A 20,325-nucleotide genomic window follows, 5' to 3' on the forward strand; every position below is an offset into this window, starting at 1 on the left:
AAAGCATTAACAAGCACTCAAGCCTTCACCTCAAAAAATTAAACTTGTTTAAAATTGCTTCGAAATGGTTAGTGAAACGTGGATTCACGTTTCACTAACGCCAATGCCATTTCAGCAACCTCATGACGCGCAGTTTGCCCAAGTTGGATCTAGAAAGGCATAGGTTAGTTGCTGCTTGTTAAAGGGGCTGCGGGGCTAGTCAACTGCCTATATGTCGATGGACATTTTTTTGACCCATCTTTCGGCGATTTTCAACCCAGCTCATCGATGATCAACAGGTCATATTTGGACAAGGGGCTGACTCGCTTTTTCAGCTCAACCTTCATCTCGGCCAGCAGGCTTGTTAATTCATCGGCGGCTGCGCCGCTTCCAGGTAGCTTTGCAGTCGTGTGGCGGTCATGCCGGGCCGTTCTGCCACCGTCGTGATTAATGCCAGATCCAAGGGTTCGTGGCGCTTGAGCAGGTTACGGACAGCGGCGAGCTGATCCTTGTAGATCTTGGTCTCGGACCGTTTAAGCTGCTGGCATAACTGATACCCGATCTCATTACCGATCAAGGCATCGATATCGGATTCCAGCATGCTCACGCGCTGGGCATGGTCTCGGTAATGATGAGTGTTCCTGACCACCTTACCCATGTCGGAACACAGCGCATGACTGGCGATGACATCGCCTGTGTTCAGGTCGCTGATGTGGAGTTGGCCGCCAGACTCCAGAAAGCCCACCCGGGCCTGCTGCCAAGCCATGGGTACAGAGTACTTGTCGGCCCGACGTGTCTCTTGGGCCACAGGCTGCACGCAAGCGAGTGACAGGTAAGCTGCCAGGTGCTTTCGCACGTCCTGTTCGAAGCGCTCCCGGGGCCGTTCACCAGTAGTGCCATTGGGGGCGGACATTAGCCACGCTCTCCACATTTTTTACCCTTGCTCTCCGGGTCATAGCCTCCACAGGCATGGCTCCGGAAACCGGCTGTGCTGGCATACTCGTGGAAGCGCTGGTTGAGGGGCAGTTTCCATTACTGCTCGTTAATCACCACCAACTTGGTCTGATCGTAAACGTACTCTTCTGACAGGCCACCGAAGTAACGCAGGGCTTCATCGTGGAACTGGATAAAGGTCTGAGTATCCAGAGGGCGAAAGGCTAGCCCCACGTACATCAACCGCTAGTACGACAGCACGAATACTACAAAATGCAGCGTGCGATCTTCGCCACCGATCAGCACACCGCGTAATTCATCGGGGGCCACCTGGCACTGAACACCTAGCACTGAACACCTAGCACTGAACACCAGGCACGTAGTCCAGAATGGGCTCGTAGTAGCGTTTCTGAGCCGAGGCCAATTCCTTCTTTAGTATCCGCACATAGCTGCAGATGGACTGATCCGAAGCTGGCAATTCGTCAACCTTCGCTTGCTGCTTGCGGGCAATCTTGACGGCGCTGGGCCTGGGAAGCTTCTTGAGCAGGCGCACTAGGTAATCCCGGCGATCGTCGAGGCGCTTAGTGCGTGAGGGATCTTCAATCTGTTCCGAAATCGCGTTCTCATCCATTCGAAGATACTTGCGAGCGGTATTGCGGGACAACCCCGGTTCCTGACTGATGGCGCGGATCGACGATCCTCTACCGTTATCGTGCAGTGCTGTGATCTTGTGTATCACAACCCACTCCTTCACAGACATGCTCCCGGCCATCGATAAAAGCGGGGGACAGTAGCGGGTTCTGTGGCCTGACGGCCACTCGGAGGTGGGTCAAAATTAATGGCCAGTACTAGGTCACTTTAATTGGCGATTAACAAATTCCTCCGCGAACCACCTCAGAAACAACTGAGCTTATGGCGTGAATTCAGATAATAACTGCAGCACTTTGGCGTAACCAGGTAGAGATTGGAGGGCCGTTGCCGGAACCCCCACGGAATTTACCGACCAAAGTGAAGCAGTGATGAAATACCGACAACTAACCCAGACACAACGATATCAGATTTCGGCCTTGCGTGTGGCCAGCAAAAGCCAACGACAAATTGCCGCCACAATCGGTTGCCACAGCAGTACTGTCAGCCGTGAGTTGAGGCGAAACAGTGCGTTAGACTACGATACTGGGTGCGCGCAGCAACAGTCGAATGCCAGGCGCAGGCAAGCTTTTAAATGGCATAGAAGGTTGCAGTGGCTGACTGAGTGAGTCCGCACACAATTAAAGCACTACTGGAGCCCTGAACAGATCTCAGGCTTCATGAACCGCATGAAGACGCCGGTTCGTGACAGTCACCAGTGGATCTATGATCTGATCCATCGTGACCAGCTACGCGGCGGCAACCTCTGGCGCTATTGCCGACACAGAAATAGTCGCGGCCGTAGACGCAAAGCCAAGGATGCCGGCTTAGGCAAAATACCTCATCGCACGGGTATTGAGCACCGCCCGTATGAGCGGCACTCTGGGGCGCTGGGAAGGCGACACAGTGCTTCAGGGTCACAAGCAATCTGGCTTAGTAACTCAGGTCGAGCGCCGGAGTGGCTGCTTACTTGCAGGACGTCTAAGCGAGTTCACAGCCAAGCAAACAGCGCGAACCGTGATTCGTCGTCTGCAGCCGGTTCGGGGCGCGGCTCAAACTTTGACTCTGGATAACGGCAGTGAGTTCTCAGAGCATGAAAACATGGCCCAAACGCTGAACTTGTTCGCCTATTTTTGTGATCCGTATTGTTCGGGTCAGCGAGGCACCAACGAGAACACGAATGGGTTGCTGCGCCAGTACTGCCCGAAAGGGACGAACTTCGCCAAACGGTCACAAACACACATCAATCGAGTGGCTGAGCAGCTGAATAACCGACCCAGGAAACGGCTGGGTTACCGAACAACGGCAGAGGTGTTCTGGGGTGAATATTCCGGGGCACTATAACGGAGCAGTGCAGCGGTTATTGGTTGGATCCACGGGTCTTCAGGACGAGAAACCCACCAAAAAAAATCAAAAACATGACTACAAAAACCCAATATCAACAACTGCTCGAACAACTCCCCCTACAACCCAAAACCTGGCTTATCACCGGGGTTGCGGGCTTCATTGGCTCTAATCTGCTAGAAACCTTATTAAAGCTAAACCAAACCGTCATGGGCCTAGACAACTTCGCCAGCGGCCACCAACACAACCTAGACGAAGTACAAAGCATAGTAAGCACAGAACAATGGAACAACTTTCACTTTATTAAAGGCGACATCCGCCAGCTTGAAGATTGCCAACGTGCCTGTGAAAGCGTGGACTACGTATTACACCAAGCTGCGTTAGGCTCGGTATCACGCTCCATTAACGACCCCATCACCACCAACAGCGCCAACAGCGCCAATATCGACGGCTTTTTAATATGTTAGTGGCCGCCCGCGACGCCAAGGTACAAAGCTTTACCTACGCCGGCAACAGCTCCACCTGCGGCGACCCCCCCTCCCGACCCAAACTCGAAGACAACATCGGCAAACCGCTTTCACCTTATGCGGTAACCAAATACGTGAACGAACTGTACGCCGACGTATCCGCCAGAACCTACGACTTTAACTGCATTGGACCGCGCTACTTTAATGTGCTTGGCAAACGCCAAGACCTACACGGCGCCTATGCGGCCGTTATACCCAAATGGGCACCAGCGATGATGCAAGGCGAGCAAGTATTCATTAATGGCGATGGCGAAACTAGCCGCGACTTCTGCTACATCGCCAACACCTTACAAATGAACCTGATAGCCGCCACCACCAACCCAGACGAAAAAAACCAGGTATACAACTGCGCCGTAGGCAACCGAACGACACTCAATGATTTATACCAAGCCATTAAAGCCGCATTAGAAAACTGGGACGTAAGCGTAACCCCAGAACACGCCGAATACCGAGACTTTAGAGCAGGCGACGTACGCCACAGCCAAGCGGATGTAAGCTACGCACAAGAATTATTAGGCTACGAACCCAGCCATAGAATTAGCCAAGGGATTGATGAAGCGATGTCGTGGTATAAAGACTTTTTGAGTTAGGACAATGGAAGTTCTAATTCCCGGCGGTGCTGGTTTTATTGTTTTTGAAGTTTGGAGTCTTATCAATCGTAATGTTAAATAAAATAACACTAAAATTAAAAGGCAATAGCGATAAGTCTCAGTTGTTAAGAGGCGGCATAGGCGTGTTATCTATTAAAATTACTAGCACAGGTCTAGGCTTGATAAGCTCGATTATATTAACAAGGGCTTTAGGTGTTGAGCAGTTTGGTGTTTACACATATATTTTTGCTCTAATAGCACTTTTAGTTGTACCAGCTCAGTTTGGAATGACAACGCTTATTATTAGGGAAACAGCCAAAGCTGAAGCAAGCAGAGCATGGGGTTTAATGAAAGGCCTTTGGGCATGGACAAATTTAGCATCGGTTGCTATATCAGCAATCATAATAATTTTTTGTATTGCCTATATTAATTTTGCACCTACTTCTAGCGCCTTAGACAAAAATTCTTATCTACTGGCACTCATTTCTATTCCATTTATTGCTTTGAGTAATTTGCGTGGCGCGGCTTTGCAAGGGCTTCGAAAAATTATAAAGGGGCAATTGCCAGAGAATATTATTAGACCGCTGTTTATGATTGCAATGGTGGGTGCTGCTTGGTATTACAGCGATACTGATTTGCAAGCCTTTGATGCTGTTTTATATAGTGTAATTGCTACTGTTATTGCTTTTATAATAGGTGCTGGTTTGCTCATAAAAGAAAAACCCAAAGAAGTCAATCGCCTACAAAGTATGAAATATAAAGCACCAGAATGGTTTAAAAGCATTATTCCATTAAGCCTGCTTGAAGGTGTTTTAATCATTAACAGCCAAACTGACCTTATAATGCTTGGCATGTTTGCAAATCAAACTGAAGTCGGATTATACGTAGTTGCATTCCAAGGGGCGGCTTTAACAACTTTAGGGCTTACAGCGGTAGCATCTATGGCGATGCCATATATGGCAAGGTACCACTCACAAAATAGAATAGACAAACTAGCTTACCTTTCAGTACTGAGCGCCAGAGCTAGCATGCTTTGGGCTTTACCAATATTACTTCTGTTTGTGTTTTTTGGAAAAGAAATACTGCTACTATTTTTCGGGGAAAGCTTTACTGACAGTTATATTATTCTCTTGATACTGACCGGTTCTCAGTTTTTGAATGCTTTTTTTGGAGCGTCTGGCCGAATACTTAATATGGCAGGGTTAGAAAAACTCTCTTTAAAAGCTATGGTTTTAGCAACTGTTATTAACTTGGCATTAAATGCGATCCTCATACCAACCTATGGTGCTACTGGTGCGGCTCTAGCAACTGCAATCTCAATTTTAATTCGCAATATTATATTATGGGCTGTTGTATATAAAATTTTCGGCATTGATTGTACAGCATTTGGTTTGCTGCATAGCAAATCTATATACAGCAATATTGATGATAAGAAGAGTTAAATGAGCATCTAATGAACGAATCAATTATTCAAGAATTTAACAATAAGAGTAAAACTCTATATGTGTTTTTTGGAGGCATTAATGCACGGATTGGCATGCCTCCTTTTGAGTTTTACAATTCTGCTAAGATTATTGAAGAAAGTAAAATGTTTGTTCGAGACTTTTCTCAATCTTGGTATCAAAGCGGCTTAAAAGGCATATCTAACAATGTTTTATCAACAGCAAAGTACATTAAAGCTGTAATTGATGAGTTGCAACCAGAAAATGTTTGCTTTGTAGGTAATAGCATGGGCGGATTTGCAGCAATTATGTTTTCTGAATTAATAGCTTTAAAAGAAAAAAATGTTTCAGTAGTTGCCTTTTCTCCGCAAACATTTATTGCTCCAAAACTAAGGAAGTTACATAGTGACCGTAGATGGCAAAAACAAATAGTTAAAATGCAAATAAAAAACTTACTTAATAAAGAAATGTATTTGGATTTAAATGCACTCCTAAGCATTAACAGAGCACAAAGAGATATTAATATTTACATCGGAAAGGACGATGCATTAGATGTTATTCACGCTAATCATATTGCTAACCACAAAGGTGTAACAGTGCACACTATAGGAGGTGGCGGGCATAATGTTATAAAACAATTAAGAGATACTAATCAGCTACATCAAATAATGGGTATTAATAGGTAATAATTAAATGTATCAAAGCATGTATGGGAAGGTTCAAAACTTTGACGCAGTGGCTGAATTTGATTATTCATTATTTATAGTTTGGGAAGATGCTAAAGAATTCATCGACGACATCAGAGAAAAGTTAAACGAAAGATTTAACCTTTTGCTTGATGCAAGTGTTGAATGGAGCGATAAATATTTCATAGAAAATGCTTGTAGGCTTTATGAAATACCCATTAACGACACCGATAAAGTAAATGTCGACATTTTGAATAAAATTGGAACACCCAAATTCCACCTATTTATGATACAAGACGTGGAGCCACACTATACCTACCTGCCTTCAGTTTCTGGAAAAGTAGAATTATCTAACACGGCTGTAGTAGCAGCAAAATACGAGTTCCGTGAATGGGTCAAAGCAAAGACAGGTAAAAGCTTCTCGATACATTCAACCAACAATATTTCTGAGTTTCACTTCCAAGCTCCCTTACTACTTGGGTTGAACCTCTATGAAAAAATAATAAATAATGAGAAACAGTTAGTTAAAACTCTTCAGAAAGATTTAGAAGGAGCTGGAAGTTGGAATAGCTATAAAGAGTTATTCGATATATTGAATGTGACTACCAACTACCTTGTACAAAGAAGTTTTGAAACCTTACCGTTCAAAAATGAAGAATTGGACATCGACTTTTTAACGGATAGCTACCAGCGTTTAGCATCAGCTATAGGTTGCAAACAAGATAAAAAGCACCCGTATAAAGGAGTCGCTAATATTGAAAATAATCGTATTTCTATTGATATGCGTTATGTAGGTGATAATTACTACAATACGATTTGGTCTGAAAGAATGTTAAGAAGAAAGATAAACTGTAATGGCGTTTTTACTCCTAGAATAGACGATTTCTTTTTTTCCTTACTATTTCACTGCAAAGTACAAAAAGCAAGCGTAAAAGAAAAATATATTACTCAATTGAATGATATTGCCAAGATACTAGACTTTGATTGGTTTAATAAAGGCCTACTTAAGGATGACTTGCAGATTGCAAAATTATTAAACGGTTATTATCGCTCTGAAGGATATTTTTTTGAGCTACCCATTGACCGCGAAGTTTATACTAATAAAAAAATAGCTGTACACCTTCCACAACGTCACCATGGTAAAAAATTATTTAGTTTCAAAAACACGCTTAAATCTATTTTGGTAAAATTTGCACGTAAGGTGTTATCTAATAGTGCCTATAAAAAACTAGTCAGCACATACAAAAAATTTTAATTATTTCTCTCTAAACTAAAATCCCTACTTTAACTATATGAAAAAATCATTGTAACACCACCTTTTTTAAAGTCTATACGCCTTGTCGCACACACGCACGCAAGGTTTAAAATATTTAGGGCTTTAGATAGGAAAGGGTATGTAAGTATTATATGTATCTGAGAATTTTAGAAAATTATATCATGTATAATAATAATGAATAATCAATTAGACCATTTGTTGAGATAGATTTTAGAAATAGATTTACTGGATTAAATTCCAACAAAAAGAAATGAATGATAATGTGAAGTTGTTTTAATTTAAATGGATTTAAGCCCTTAATTATTTGGTAGGAAGTGATGTGAGGAATCTAATTATTAAATTTAAAAGAAATATGCTATTAATTTTTAATAAGGTTGGGCTTGATCTAGCTACGTTTTCTGAAGATTTTATTTATGAAAAATGGCGGTCACCAATAGAGCTGATTTATAAAAGCAATAAAAGAAGGATTTTAATACAGGTTCCGGTTCGCGATATTCGTTTTTTAGGGCCTCATGGCTTTAATGCAGGAGTAAATAGTAATGCGCCGTTTGTCTCAACAGTTAAAGAATATGTAGATGGTACAGCAAAAGATTATAAAAAATCTAGTCTATGTAGCTTTTATTCTACTTTTCAGCCTAAATCAATTTCAAAATATTTATATTTGGATGAGGCAAAAAACGATATACTTAATAAGCTTCCAGCATCTGGGGTTTTTTTACCTTGGGAAGATGAGGATCCAGTTATTAAAATTGATAAAAGAGCCAGACAGGTTGAGGATGATAATAAAGAACATAAAGCAGATTTGATGATTAGTGAGGGAGATCCTTTTTATGGTCCAGTAAGTTTTGAGAAAGGAAAGCTTGAGTATAATAGATTGATTAATGTGTATAAGTCTATTGCTGAGAATGGTTTTAAGGTTGATTTAAAAGGCAACAATAATATCTCTGCAATAATATTAGAAAATAATAATAGATATCGTTATTTTATAACGGCTGGACAGCATAGAATTGCAGCGTTATCTGTATTGAACTATGACTTTATTCCTTTGCAGGTTTTTACAGGGTTAATAGTGCGGCGCAGTGAAGTTAAATTTTGGCCTGGAGTAATAAAAGAATATTTTACTGAATCCGAAGCGTTAACAGTGTTTGATGATATATTCACAGGAAGAGATAGATAGGATTGTAGTTCAAAATTTCGCATTGATAATGCTCTATTTTTATACCAAATAATACTGCGACTACTTAAATTTTTTTAGATTTGTTTTTGAGATTAAGTATGAATGCAAAAAAACATTGTAAAAAAGTGCCTCGTGTACTGCATGTTGTGCCTGGCTTTCGCTCTGGTGGTATTGAATCATTACTTATGAGTTTGTATAGCTGTCTAGATAAAAAAAAACTTCAGTTCGATTTTATGGTCGATACTTATGAAGAGTTACCTGAGTTTGATGAGATTAGGGCGTCGGGTGGGCGAGTATTTCAGATGGGGCGCTATCTTGATTCTCTAGTTGGTTATCATTGTAATCTAAACAAGGTATTTAAAAAATATGGAAATGAATATGTCGCGTTGCATATACATGCTATTGATCGAGCTTTTCCAGTAATATGGGCTGCCCGAAAATATAATATCTCTCAGAAAATATTGCACGCTCATACTGACAGCTTGCAAGGAGATAGATTTGTGTTAATAAAGGCATTTATAGCTAGAGTAACAGTCTTGCTCGCAACTGATTATTGGGCTTGCTCTGAAGCTGCTGGCCGTTTCTTTTTTGGACGTAGAGCATGCAAAGTATCCAAAAATACTATTCAGACCGAGCGATTTGCATTTAATCCGAACGATGGTGCTAGCGTGCGTGAATTGTTAGGTATTAAACAAAACGCTTTGGTGATTGGTCACACTGGACGTTTCACTTATCAAAAAAATCACGCGTGGATAATAAAAGTATTTTCAGAATTACATCGATTTCGCTCGGATGCAAGATTATTGTTGGTAGGTGATGGACCGTTACAGCCTGAGATACAGGACCTCGTTGTAGAGTTAGGTCTGAAAAAAGTGGTTTTTTTTGTAGGATTGAAAAAAGATGTCGCCCCATATTTATCTGCGATGGATGTTTTTTTATTACCATCACATAATGAAGGTTTCTGTATTTCTCTTTTAGAAGCCCAAGCTAATGGATTGCGCAGTCTTGCTTATGATGTAATACCAGATGAAGTACAAGTAACATCTTCAATTATTACTTGTGCCGCTGACGCTTCTGTATCTGAATTTGTCAAAAGTTTGCTACATCTTCATCAATTAGGCAGGGCTGACAGTGCATCTAATATAGCTTTAATCCGAGAGGCTGGTTGTGATTCTAAATTACAGGCGGATAGTTTGCCTGCTCTCTATAATATAAAACAGCTCTAATCGATATACACTGATAATATTTTATAAGTATTTAATGACTCTACGTTTTATAGTTTTACAAACTAGATTAAAATATATTCCTAGCTATAATCGGTCTCACCATGTTCAGTGCCGAAAACCAAGCCGTCAGCGTGACAGAAAAATTAACGCACCGTGACCACAAGGTAACTTTAGAGGGTTAGCTATTCCGTCCAGCCCATTGTCACTCAATATTTTGGGTTTAAACCTTGAGCCATATTGTCATTCATAATACGTTTAGGAACATTCTTTGAAAATCCTCCTCACCATCACGGGCCTCTCCATGGGCGGTGCCGAGCACGTAGTCGTCAACCTTGCAGACGCTTTATCCGCACGCGGCCACCAAATTAAAATAGCTTATTTAACCGGTGAGGCTTTAGTCTTACCTAAAAACACAAGTATTGACGTCATTGCCATTGGCATGAAAGGTAAGGCAGGTGCTTTATCGGCGTATTTTAAACTTCGCAAGCTCGTAAAAGAGTTTAAGCCCGATGTTGTACATAGCCATATGGTGCACGCTAATTTACTTTCAAGGCTATTACGCTTAACGGTTAAAATCCCCAAGCTTGTGTGCACTGCTCACAACACTAATGAAGGTGGTCAGCTGCGTATGCTGGCTTACCGTATTACTGATAAGTTGGCTGATATCTCAACCAATGTAAGTCAAGAAGCCGTGGATATATTTATTGCTAAAGGCGCAGCTAAGCCCGGCAGAATGCTGGCACTGCCCAATGGAATTGATGTAAATATATTTACTTTTAATCCTGATGCCCGAGCAGCTCTGCGTGCTGAGCTGGGTATGACTGGTCAAAAGATGATTTTAGCGGTTGGTAGGTTAGATACACAAAAAGATTATCCGAACTTATTAAAAAGCGTCCAGTTATTAGCACAGCAACGTGATGATTTTAAAGTTTTTATTGCTGGAGATGGGCCGCTTAAGAGTGAATTGAACTTGCAGGTCAAGGCATTACAGGTAGAAGGCTTCGTAGAGTTTTTGGGGATACGCAGGGATGTTCCTGCTTTAGTGTCTGCTACTGACTTATTTGTGTTGCCATCAGCATGGGAAGGGTTTGGTTTGGTAGTCGCTGAAGCCATGGCTTGTGAACGGGTGGTAGTCGCTACAGATTGTGGTGGGGTAAAGGAAGTGGTTGGCTCGAACGGGTTCCTTGTAAAACCAAGAGACAGTATTTTATTAACCGAATCGTTAAAAAATGCTTTAGATTTAAGTGAAGAAGCAGGCTCTGCAATCGGGCGACAAGCACGGCGGCGTATTATTGATAAGTTTTCGTTGGATGCTAATTTGAATCAATTTTTGAAATTATATGCGTGATTAATTTTTCGATCTTCTTCTTTAAGTGTAATAATGTTGAGTTGATATGTTTAAATACAAGTTAAATACTAGGTCTCTTCATATATCAATATTCTTAATTTTCATGTTCAAAATATTGATGTATATGTATTTTGTTATATCTGGCTCTGGTGTGGAGACCGGTGGTGCTAGTGATGCTGACTACTATCATGCTTACGCCATAGGGAATGTAAATAATGTAGTTAATTTTTGGCCTGTTATACTGAGGTTCTTGAATGATATTGGCCTGTATGATCGTCAAAATATAGCCATCATTACATTCCTGTTGAGTCTCACGTTAATTCCAATTCTACTTTATAAAATAATTCTGCAGGAGGGGTTTCTTTTTAAAAGTAAATTGTTTTTATATGTTTACTTTGTTTTTTCTCTGTATCCAACACTCTATATTTTTACATTGGATGTTTATAGAGATATCGCAATGTTTACTGTATTGCTAATCAGCTGGTATTTTTTGCGTCGCTACTATAATAACAAGGTGTTAGGGTTTTATAATTTAGTGGCTTTTTTTGCGCTTGGTTATTTGTGCTATTTATTGAGGCCTTATTTAGGGTTTTCTGTTGTAGTTTCTTTTTTTATTTATAATCTTTACTCAAAAACCGCACGTTATACTCGGCTTTGGGTGATTTTTTACTTTATAAGTTTAATGGTTTTTCAGAGTTTAGGCTTGTTTAACGAAATTACGGAATACCGTGGTCTTGATGGTTTTACTGGTGGAGGAAGCACGCTTGGTATTGGTTTGCATGGTCGTTCGCCTGTTGTTTTTGCTGGGTTGTATGTTTTAAGCTTTTTGGGGCAGGTTTTTGGGCTTTTTATAGTTAATGCGTATGCTGTTGCGCTTTTTATAATTGAAACGATACCTTTTATCTTAGCTTTACGTTATGTTATTAAAAACAAAAAAAATAGTACACCATTTTGTCATTATCTACTTGTATTTTTTGTTATATATACAACAGTTTGGGTGGTTGGTAATGATAACTTAGGTACAGCGGTACGCTTACGCTTCCATAGTTACATGGCGATATTTATATGCTTTTTTATTGTTTATCAAAATAAGCTCATGCACACATTACTACCCTCAAATAAAAGGAATTTAGCATGAGCAAAAAAATCGTCATTATAGGTACCACTGCAAGTGGCATTCTTGGCTTTAGAAAGGACTTGATTCGATCACTTTTTGCTCAAGGTCATCAGCTATATACCTTTGCAACGAACTATACCGATAGGCAAAAAGAGCAGGTTAAAAGGCTGGGTGCCATTCCTCTGGATTACACGCTCAGTCGCTCAGGTATGAATCCAATTGCTGATTTAAAAACGCTCATCCAGCTGCGCAATTTGCTTAAAGAAATTCAGCCCGATGTGGTTTTTTCGTACTTTTCTAAGCCAGCTATCTACGGAACTTTAGCTGCTGCATGGGCTAGGGTGCCGCGCCGTGTTGCCATGCTTGAAGGCTTGGGCTTCACATTTACCGAGCAGCCTACGAAGCTGATTTTTAAAACTAAGCTGATTCGTCGTGTTCAGGTGATGCTATACAGTGTCGCGTTTCGCTTTGCTGATCGAGTGATATTTCTCAATCCTGATGATCCAGTTGATTTGATTGAACGCTATAAGGTTAAGACGCGCAATGTCAGTGTATTGGGTGGTATCGGTTTGAGTTTAGCAGATTACCCCTACAGCCCTGCACCTATTGAGCCTGTATGTTTTATTTTTATCGGGCGTTTATTGGCAGAAAAAGGGGTAAGCGAATATATCGTTGCAGCGCAAGTGGTCAAACAGCTCCATCCAGAGACTGAATTTGTGATGCTGGGTAGTTTAGATGAAGGCAATCCGGGTGGTTTAACCCGTGTGCAGTTAGATGCATTGATTACTCAAGGCGCAGTAATTTATCCCGGCCAAGTGGATAACGTAGATGAGTGGTTGACACGTTCTAGTGTGTTTGTGTTGCCTTCGTATCGTGAAGGCGTGCCGCGCAGTACTCAGGAGGCGATGGCGATAGGTCGTGCAGTGATTACTACTGATGTGCCAGGTTGTCGGGAAACGGTTGTTGAAGGAGTCAATGGCTTCTTTGTGCCGCCTTGGTCGCCGCAAGAGCTTGCACAAAGCATGATCAAATTTATCGAGCAGCCTGAATTGATCGAGCAAATGGGCAAGGAGAGCTACCGTATTGCGCAAGAGAAGTTTGATGCGCAGGAAGTAAATGAGCGGTTAGTAGCTATGCTTTTAAAGTAGTGTCTGATGTATGTATGCCGATTTTTCCGCTAGGAGTGTAGCGGCTTGGCAATCCACAGATACTCGTCTCTCCGAGGCAGTAGGCCGCGGCAGTCCATGGCTCTAGCGCCGCGTGGTTTGCACGATGGATTGCTTCGCTGCGCTCGCAATGAAAGATTTCAGGCTTGAGGCAAGCAGCCTAAAGTAATTAATATCGTGATAGCACATAAGCTACTTCGACAAATATTTGCAGTAGCGACAAAAAAACAGCTTATTCACCAGAGTTTGCTTGAAATAAAGCACAGTTCATTGCAAAGAACGTAGTGACGCGGCAATCCACAGGCTGTCACGGCGTAGTTTGCGGGATAAATTGCTTCGCTGCTCCACTGATCAGGTTTGGCTGGCTTTGATGGTAAAACGTTACCTCGTACTCCGGCTGCTTTTCGCCAATTGTACAGAGTTGCAGTGCTAATGCCGTCTTGGTTAGCCAGTTCGGCTACGTTCATGTTGTGTGGTGGTGCTATCTTTTAAGAGTCGCTTCTTTACGTTCTGGTGAGTAATGGGCCATGATAGTCCTCTGAAATATTCAGGCGACAACTAGGCTGACACATAGGGATTTGGCCGCTATGCTTAAACCTCCCTCCCATCCCCTGTACGAACCAGCTTGCCTGGTGAGGTTCCTCACGAGATGGTTTCGTTCGTACAGGGAGCAACCCGTTTCCATACGAGCCACCCTATGTGTCTGCTAAGTTGTCGATTGCTGTGATGTGGTACAAAAGTTTTATGTCTTAATATCGGTCATTTTCATATTTTCTAAAGAAATCAACTAAGTTACCAAGCGGTTGATAGAAAAAAATGACGCAGATCTTTATAATCTAACTTTTTAGTATTTGCTGAATGCTAAGCCTTCTTAACCATGCAGATGGTTGCTTTTTCTGCTACGGTCTCTCCTTACTTATACGGATTGACTCCATATGCTTAAACGCCTTTTCGATATCGTCGCTTCTTTCTTTGGCTTACTTACCCTCAGCCCCGTCATTGCCATCGTTGTATGGCTAGTGCGCCGCAAGCTCGGCTCACCTGTTTTCTTCCGCCAAGTGCGCCCCGGTAAAGATGGCAAACCTTTTGAGATGATTAAGTTCCGCACTATGTTGGATGTCGTGGATGTTAATGGTGAGCCATTGCCTGATGCCGAGCGCATGACGCCCTTTGGTAGCTTTTTACGCTCTAGCAGTTTGGATGAGCTACCCGGCCTATGGAATGTGCTTAAAGGCGATATGAGTTTGGTGGGCCCACGGCCATTATTAATGAAGTATTTGCCGCTGTATTCTGCCGAACAAAGCCGCCGCCACGAAGTGCGCCCAGGGTTATCGGGTTGGGCACAAGTAAATGGCCGCAACGCCATTAGCTGGGAAGATAGATTTAAACTAGATGTGTGGTACGTGGATAATCGTACTTTTTGGCTAGATATTAAAATTATCTTTTTAACCATCAAAAAAGTGTTTGTACGTGATGGTATCAGCGCTGAAGGCGAGGCCACCATGAGTAAGTTTAAAGGTAGTAAAGAGTGAAACGTTTAGCCATATTAGGTGCCAGTGGCCATGGCAAAGTAGTAGCCGAAGCAGCTGAGTTATCAGACTGGGATGAAGTCGTGTTTTTTGATGATGCTTGGCCTAAAATTTCCGCTAATTCTGTTTGGCCTGTACTAGGCAACACTGAAGACTTATTAAATTCTTTAAATGAATTTTCTGGAGTGGCTGTCGCCATTGGCAACAACAGTATTCGTTTAAAAAAACTCAATTTATTATGCGAACAAGGCGTTGCTTTACCTGCCATCATTCACCCCAATGCAGTAATTAGCCGTTATGCCACCATTGGTGATGGCAGTGTTGTGTGTGCTGGTGTTGTTGTAAGTGCTGATACTAAGATTGGTGCAGGTGCCATTCTCAATACGGGCTGCAGCATTGACCATGATTGTTTATTAGCTGAGGCTGTACATATTAGCCCTGGCGCACGTTTAGCGGGCGGTACCAAAGTTGAAGTCTGTGCTTGGGTTGGCATTGGTGCTGTTGTTCGTCAACTTATTTCTATTGGCGCTTACTCGGTTGTAGGCGCAGGAGCGGCTGTTGTAAAAGACGTTCCTGAACGTACCACTGTTGTTGGTATACCTGCTCAATAATTTTATAGGTAACTATTGTGTTAAACACCCCCTTCTCTCCCTGGCCTTCTTTCACTGAAGAAGAAGCCAATGCTGTTCGTGATGTCGTTTTATCGAACAAAGTAAACTATTGGACAGGTCAAGAAAGCCGTGAGTTTGAGCGCGATTTCGCGGCTTGGTCTGGCACTGAGCACGCCATTGCGGTAATGAACGGTACCGTGGCGTTAGACGTGGCTATGCTGGCGTTGGGTGTGGGTAAAGGCGATGAGGTTATTGTTACCCCGCGTACGTTTTTAGCGTCTGTATCGAGTATTGTGAATACTGGTGCTGTGCCTGTGTTTGCTGATGTGTGTGCCGACACACAAAACATCACCGCTGAAAGCATTAGCGCTGTGTTAACACCACGCACACGTGCCATTATCGCTGTTCATTTGGCGGGTTGGCCCTGCGATATGGATCCAATTATGCAATTGGCCGACGAGCATAATTTATTTGTCATTGAAGACTGTGCTCAAGCGCATGGTGCTTTGTATAAAGGCAAGCCAGTGGGTTCTATCGGCCATGTGGGTGCTTGGTCGTTCTGCCAAGATAAAATCATGACCACCGGTGGTGAAGGTGGCATGGTGACGACTAACGACACCGCACTTTGGAAGAAAATGTGGGCATTAAAAGACCACGGTAAAAGCTGGGATGCCGTTTACGAACGTGAGCACGCGCCGGGTTTCCGGTGGTTGCATGAAAGTTTTGGCACCAACTGGCGCATGACAGAGATGCAAGCCGCCATTGGGCGCATTCAGTTAAAGCGCATGCCTAAGTGGAACGAGCAACGGTTACAAAACGCTAATAAGATATGGGATGCCGCTCGCCAGCTTAAAGGTTTGCGTGTGCCTACGGTGCCTGCCGATATTCAGCATGCGGCGTATAGGTGCTATGTGTTTGCAGAGCCCAGTGTGTTAAAAGCCGATTGGAACAGAGACCGTATTATTAATGCCATCGTCGAAAACGGCGTGCCTTGTTTCAGTGGTTCTTGTTCTGAAGTGTATTTAGAGAAAGCCTTTGATGGCACAGATCTTCGTCCTAAAAAACGGTTGGAAGTTGCATGTGAACTGGGGGAGATTAGTTTGATGTTTTTGGTGCATCCCACCTTGACCGAAGCTGAGATCGAGAAAACCTGCTCGATGTTGCAGCAGGTAATGACGGCGGCGACAGCTTAATAACCGATAAAGGGTTTCGGGCAGGCATCATGTACAAAATCTTCAAGACCACCCGGGAAGCATCACTCTAAACGCTGCGCTATATCCTGTGCAGCTATGGAGCGGGAACTTCAGAGAAAGCATACTATGGAGAAGGTCTCGAGCTATGGAGTGGTAAACATCAACGGTTCGAAACTCGCGCAGACTCACTGGCGCTGGCGTGCCGTTGCGCCTGCCAGCCCGCTTTTACGACCGACGCTTATGGCCTCCATTGCGTACAAATGAAAACTCTCGGTAATAGAGCTTTTCGTTTATAATGCTCGCAAATTCTGTTTGTTCTTTTCCCGTTTTGATCAGGAAGTTTTCATGTTCAAGGAACGATTAATTCGCCTTAGCTATGCCAAGAAGCGTTCGCTTCAAATTGTCGCTGACATTGTCCTGCTCTGGCTGGCGCTATATTTGTCGTTGTATTTGCGCTTGGGCGGTGAAGGCTGGTTATGGCCGCAGGGTAATCAGTTGTGGTTGTTTGTACTGGCGCCGATGTTTGCCTTGCCGTTTTACATTGTTGCGGGCATGTACCGGGCGGTTATGCGGCATTTCGGTGGGCAGGGACTGTTTACCATGTTCAAGGCCGTAACCTTGGGGTTCGGTGCTTTGTGCATGTTTGTATTTTTTACCCATACTGCAGGGTGGGATTTACTGTTTCCGCGTTCCTCGCTGATTTCCTATTGGTGGTTGAGCCTGCTGTTAATCGGCGGTTTGCGCTTGGCGGTTCGGCAGTATTTTATGGGCGATTGGTTTTTGGCCGGCCGGCGCGCGAGCGACCAGATGCAAGTGGGCGAGCAAGGTGGCATGCCGGTGGCTATCTACGGTGCAGGTGCGTCTGGTAATCAGTTGTTGGCGTCTTTATGGGTGGGGCGGTTGTACCGGCCGGTGGCGTTTATTGACGACGACCCCAGTTTCATTGGCCGTAGCATTGCGGGGTTGCGGGTGTTTTCGTCCCGCGAGGTGCCCAAGATGATGGATAGAACCGGTGCCAAGGAAGTGTTCCTGGCTATTCCATCCGCTACCCGGGCTGAGCGGCAAGCTATTTTGAATAATCTGGCCCGTTTCCCTCTTCATGTGCGCTCAATTCCTGGGTTGATGGACATTGCCAGCGGTAAAGTGAAAGTGGATGACATCCAGGACGTGGATGTGGCGGATTTGCTGGGGCGTGATCCGGTGCCACCGGTGGATGATTTGTTGGGTGGCTGCATCCAGAATCAGGTGGTGATGGTAACGGGCGCGGGTGGTTCAATTGGTAGCGAACTGTGCAGGCAGATTGTCAATAATGGCCCGACCACATTGGTGTTGTACGAGCACAACGAATACGGGCTGTACGCCATTCATAAGGAATTGGAAGGCTGGGTGCGTTCACAGAAGCTGAATGTCCAGTTGGTGCCGATTCTCGGTTCTATTCGAAACGGTGGCCGTCTGAGGGACATTATGTCGGTGTGGGGGGTTGATACGGTTTACCACGCTGCCGCCTACAAGCATGTGCCCATGGTGGAGCACAACATTGCTGAAGGCATTTTGAATAATGTGTTTGGTACCAAGAAGGTCGCGCAAGCGGCCATCGCCTGTGGCGTGACGAATTTTGTGCTGATTTCTACAGACAAAGCCGTACGGCCCACCAATGTAATGGGGGCGACCAAGCGCTTGGCGGAGATGGTGTTGCAGGCCTTAAGCGCCGAGCCGGCACCGGAGCTGATCGGGGATTTTGCCGGTGTGAGCAGTGTGAACCGAACACGCTTTACCATGGTACGGTTCGGGAATGTACTGGGGTCTTCCGGCTCGGTGATTCCGCTGTTTCGTGATCAGATTCGCCGCGGCGGACCGGTGACGGTCACCCACCAAGACATTACTCGTTATTTCATGACCATTCCTGAGGCTTCCCAGTTGGTGATCCAGGCCGGTTGTATGGGCCAGGGCGGGGACGTGTTTGTGTTGGATATGGGCGAGCCGGTGCGGATCTCGGAGTTGGCGCGCAAGATGATCATGCTCTCTGGTTTGACGGTGCGTGATGAGGTGACTCCGAACGGCGATATCCCGATCGGCTTCACTGGCCTGCGCCCCGGTGAGAAGTTGTACGAAGAATTGCTGATCGGGGATAACCCCCAGCCCACCGAGCACCCGAAAATTCACCGCGCCGATGAGGAGTTTATCCCATGGATAGAGCTGCGGGCGATTTTGATGGCGATGAAAGAGGCCGTTAAGGCGGATGCCTATGAGGATGTGCGGGAATTGTTGCTGAGCACAGTGCAGGGGTACCAGCCGAGTAATGGCATTGTAGATTTGATTTATGAAAAGCGGAATTTGGGGTGATTAAGCAATCTGTAACAAGTTAAGGGCTTGCTGAAACATTTCGGAAAGATTTTCATGGTATAATCCCGCAAATTTTTCGGGTTATGTCATGATTAATTCATCAATCATTCTCGCTTTTGTCATGTTCTCCGTGGTGGCTGGTGCTGCCGGGTTGACAGTAGCCGTTCGTTCTTGGGCAGTGCGCCGCGATGCGCTTGTTCTGCCAAGTGACCGGTGCTCACACACAATTCCTACGCCTCATGGCGGCGGTATCGCCATCGGGGCCATCTCCATTATTTTGGGCGTGCTGTTTTCGGTACTCGATTGGGTACCAGATTCCTCTATGGTCGCTTTCATGTGCCTGGGTTTCGTTATGTTGGCCCTGGGTGTGTGGGATGATTTTGGCGACATTTCTTCTAAACTCCGGTTGTTCGCGCACTTTGTGGTGGTGGCCATTGGCATGTGGTCTATCCCTAAGCTGCCTGTGTTTTCTGTATTTGGGGTGCAGGTGGATAGTTCTGTCGCGTTTCTGCTTTGGCCGATGCTTGCCTTCGCATGGGTGTGGTTGATCAATCTGTATAATTTCATGGATGGTATCGATGGCCTTGCGGCCATTCAGGCCTTGCTGTTGTTTGGCGGTATGGCCCTAAACTTCTGGTACGTTGGCTACGATCAGTGGGCGTGGATTTGTGTTTTTCTGCTGGGGGCGGTACTGGGCTTTACGATACTGAATTGGCCACCTGCGAAGATTTTTATGGGCGATGGCGGCAGTGGTTTTTTGGGTTTTATCATTGGTTTTATGATGCTGCTGTCGGCGGCGCAAACCAAAGTGAGTATGTGGAGCTGGATTATTCTACTGACGTTGTTCATTGCTGATGCAACTACCACTCTGCTTGTTCGTTTCTTTACCGGCCAGAACATACTTCAGGCTCACCGGTTACATGCCTACCAGAAACTGGCTCAGCGAGCTGGGCGCCACGCGCCTGTGACGTTGGGTTATGGGGCGTTGATGCTGACGGTGCTGTTGCCTGCGTCTATGTTGGCTAATAAGTTTCCGTATTCGGGACCTTTGGTGTTTGCGGCCTTGTTTGCTTTGGCCTCGGCTTCTGCAATTTGGCTGGGGGCTGGGCGTTTGAAAAAGCCCGACGCCCAATGATCAAAATCTTTCCATTGTAAACCGGCTTTGGCCGGTTTTTGTCGTTAATGTCCTAGGGTAGTGAGCAGATTGAGAG

General features: G+C 44.4%; 15 protein-coding genes and 2 pseudogenes. 16 read left to right on the forward strand and 1 reads right to left on the reverse strand.

Annotation, left to right across the window (positions count from 1 at the left end; genetic code table 11):
* Window positions 1-358: 358 nt before the first annotated feature.
* Window positions 359-1,651 (reverse strand): annotated as a pseudogene (locus K5L82_RS16775) (IS21 family transposase); the annotation flags it as partial.
* Window positions 1,652-1,931: 280 nt separating this feature from the next.
* Here K5L82_RS16775 and K5L82_RS16780 point away from each other — a divergent pair.
* The 16 genes and pseudogenes from K5L82_RS16780 to K5L82_RS03400 all read left to right on the forward strand — a co-directional run bounded on the left by K5L82_RS16780 (window position 1,932) and on the right by K5L82_RS03400 (window position 20,249).
* The gene (locus K5L82_RS16780) at window positions 1,932-2,168 is read left to right on the forward strand and encodes a helix-turn-helix domain-containing protein (protein ID WP_223133152.1); all 237 of its coding nucleotides are present in this window, start codon (window positions 1,932-1,934) and stop codon (window positions 2,166-2,168) included.
* Between the two features lie 241 nt (window positions 2,169-2,409).
* The gene (locus K5L82_RS03330; RefSeq protein ID WP_223133153.1) at window positions 2,410-2,883 is read left to right on the forward strand and encodes an IS30 family transposase; all 474 of its coding nucleotides are present in this window, start codon (window positions 2,410-2,412) and stop codon (window positions 2,881-2,883) included.
* Window positions 2,884-2,957: 74 nt separating this feature from the next.
* Window positions 2,958-4,000, forward strand: a pseudogene (locus K5L82_RS03335) (NAD-dependent epimerase/dehydratase family protein).
* A gap of 71 nt (window positions 4,001-4,071) precedes the next feature.
* On the forward strand, window positions 4,072-5,442 hold the full coding sequence (locus K5L82_RS03340; protein ID WP_223133154.1) for a flippase: 1,371 nt from the start codon (window positions 4,072-4,074) through the stop codon (window positions 5,440-5,442).
* An 11-nt stretch (window positions 5,443-5,453) separates the two neighbouring features.
* Entirely contained in the window at window positions 5,454-6,128 is a 675-nt protein-coding gene (locus tag K5L82_RS03345; RefSeq protein WP_223133155.1) for an alpha/beta fold hydrolase, read from the forward strand.
* Window positions 6,129-6,135: 7 nt separating this feature from the next.
* Window positions 6,136-7,383, forward strand: a complete 1,248-nt coding sequence (locus tag K5L82_RS03350; protein WP_223133156.1) for a hypothetical protein — start codon at window positions 6,136-6,138, stop codon at window positions 7,381-7,383.
* Window positions 7,384-7,723: 340 nt separating this feature from the next.
* On the forward strand, window positions 7,724-8,581 hold the full coding sequence (locus tag K5L82_RS03355; RefSeq protein ID WP_223133157.1) for a hypothetical protein: 858 nt from the start codon (window positions 7,724-7,726) through the stop codon (window positions 8,579-8,581).
* Between the two features lie 98 nt (window positions 8,582-8,679).
* A complete protein-coding gene (locus K5L82_RS03360; RefSeq protein ID WP_223133158.1) occupies window positions 8,680-9,807 on the forward strand; it encodes a glycosyltransferase in 1,128 nt (375 codons plus the stop codon).
* A gap of 268 nt (window positions 9,808-10,075) precedes the next feature.
* The gene (locus tag K5L82_RS03365; RefSeq protein WP_223133159.1) at window positions 10,076-11,155 is read left to right on the forward strand and encodes a glycosyltransferase; all 1,080 of its coding nucleotides are present in this window, start codon (window positions 10,076-10,078) and stop codon (window positions 11,153-11,155) included.
* 124 nt (window positions 11,156-11,279) lie between these two features.
* The gene (locus K5L82_RS03370; RefSeq protein ID WP_223133160.1) at window positions 11,280-12,293 is read left to right on the forward strand and encodes a hypothetical protein; all 1,014 of its coding nucleotides are present in this window, start codon (window positions 11,280-11,282) and stop codon (window positions 12,291-12,293) included.
* Window positions 12,290-13,420 (forward strand): glycosyltransferase family 4 protein, encoded by a 1,131-nt coding sequence (locus K5L82_RS03375; protein ID WP_223133161.1) that lies wholly within the window; start codon window positions 12,290-12,292, stop codon window positions 13,418-13,420. Before K5L82_RS03370 ends, K5L82_RS03375 begins: the two co-directional genes overlap by 4 nt.
* Window positions 13,421-14,373: 953 nt before the next feature.
* Window positions 14,374-14,970: a sugar transferase gene (locus K5L82_RS03380; RefSeq protein WP_223133162.1), complete on the forward strand. Its 597-nt coding sequence runs from the start codon at window positions 14,374-14,376 to the stop codon at window positions 14,968-14,970.
* Window positions 14,967-15,578 carry an acetyltransferase gene (locus K5L82_RS03385; RefSeq protein WP_223133163.1) on the forward strand — a complete coding sequence of 204 codons (612 nt, stop codon included), beginning with the start codon at window positions 14,967-14,969 and terminating at the stop codon, window positions 15,576-15,578. The genes K5L82_RS03380 and K5L82_RS03385 overlap by 4 nt, the downstream gene beginning before the upstream one ends.
* 17 nt (window positions 15,579-15,595) lie before the next feature.
* A complete protein-coding gene (locus K5L82_RS03390) occupies window positions 15,596-16,771 on the forward strand; it encodes a DegT/DnrJ/EryC1/StrS family aminotransferase (protein ID WP_223133164.1) in 1,176 nt (391 codons plus the stop codon).
* A gap of 345 nt (window positions 16,772-17,116) precedes the next feature.
* Window positions 17,117-19,114, forward strand: coding sequence for a polysaccharide biosynthesis protein (locus tag K5L82_RS03395; protein WP_223133165.1), 1,998 nt, complete (start codon window positions 17,117-17,119; stop codon window positions 19,112-19,114).
* Between the two features lie 88 nt (window positions 19,115-19,202).
* Window positions 19,203-20,249, forward strand: coding sequence for an MraY family glycosyltransferase (locus K5L82_RS03400; RefSeq protein ID WP_223133166.1), 1,047 nt, complete (start codon window positions 19,203-19,205; stop codon window positions 20,247-20,249).
* Window positions 20,250-20,325 lie beyond the last annotated feature (76 nt).

It is taken from the genome of Marinobacter sp. AL4B (assembly GCF_019916045.1).
Taxonomy (GTDB): Bacteria; Pseudomonadota; Gammaproteobacteria; order Pseudomonadales; family Oleiphilaceae; genus Marinobacter.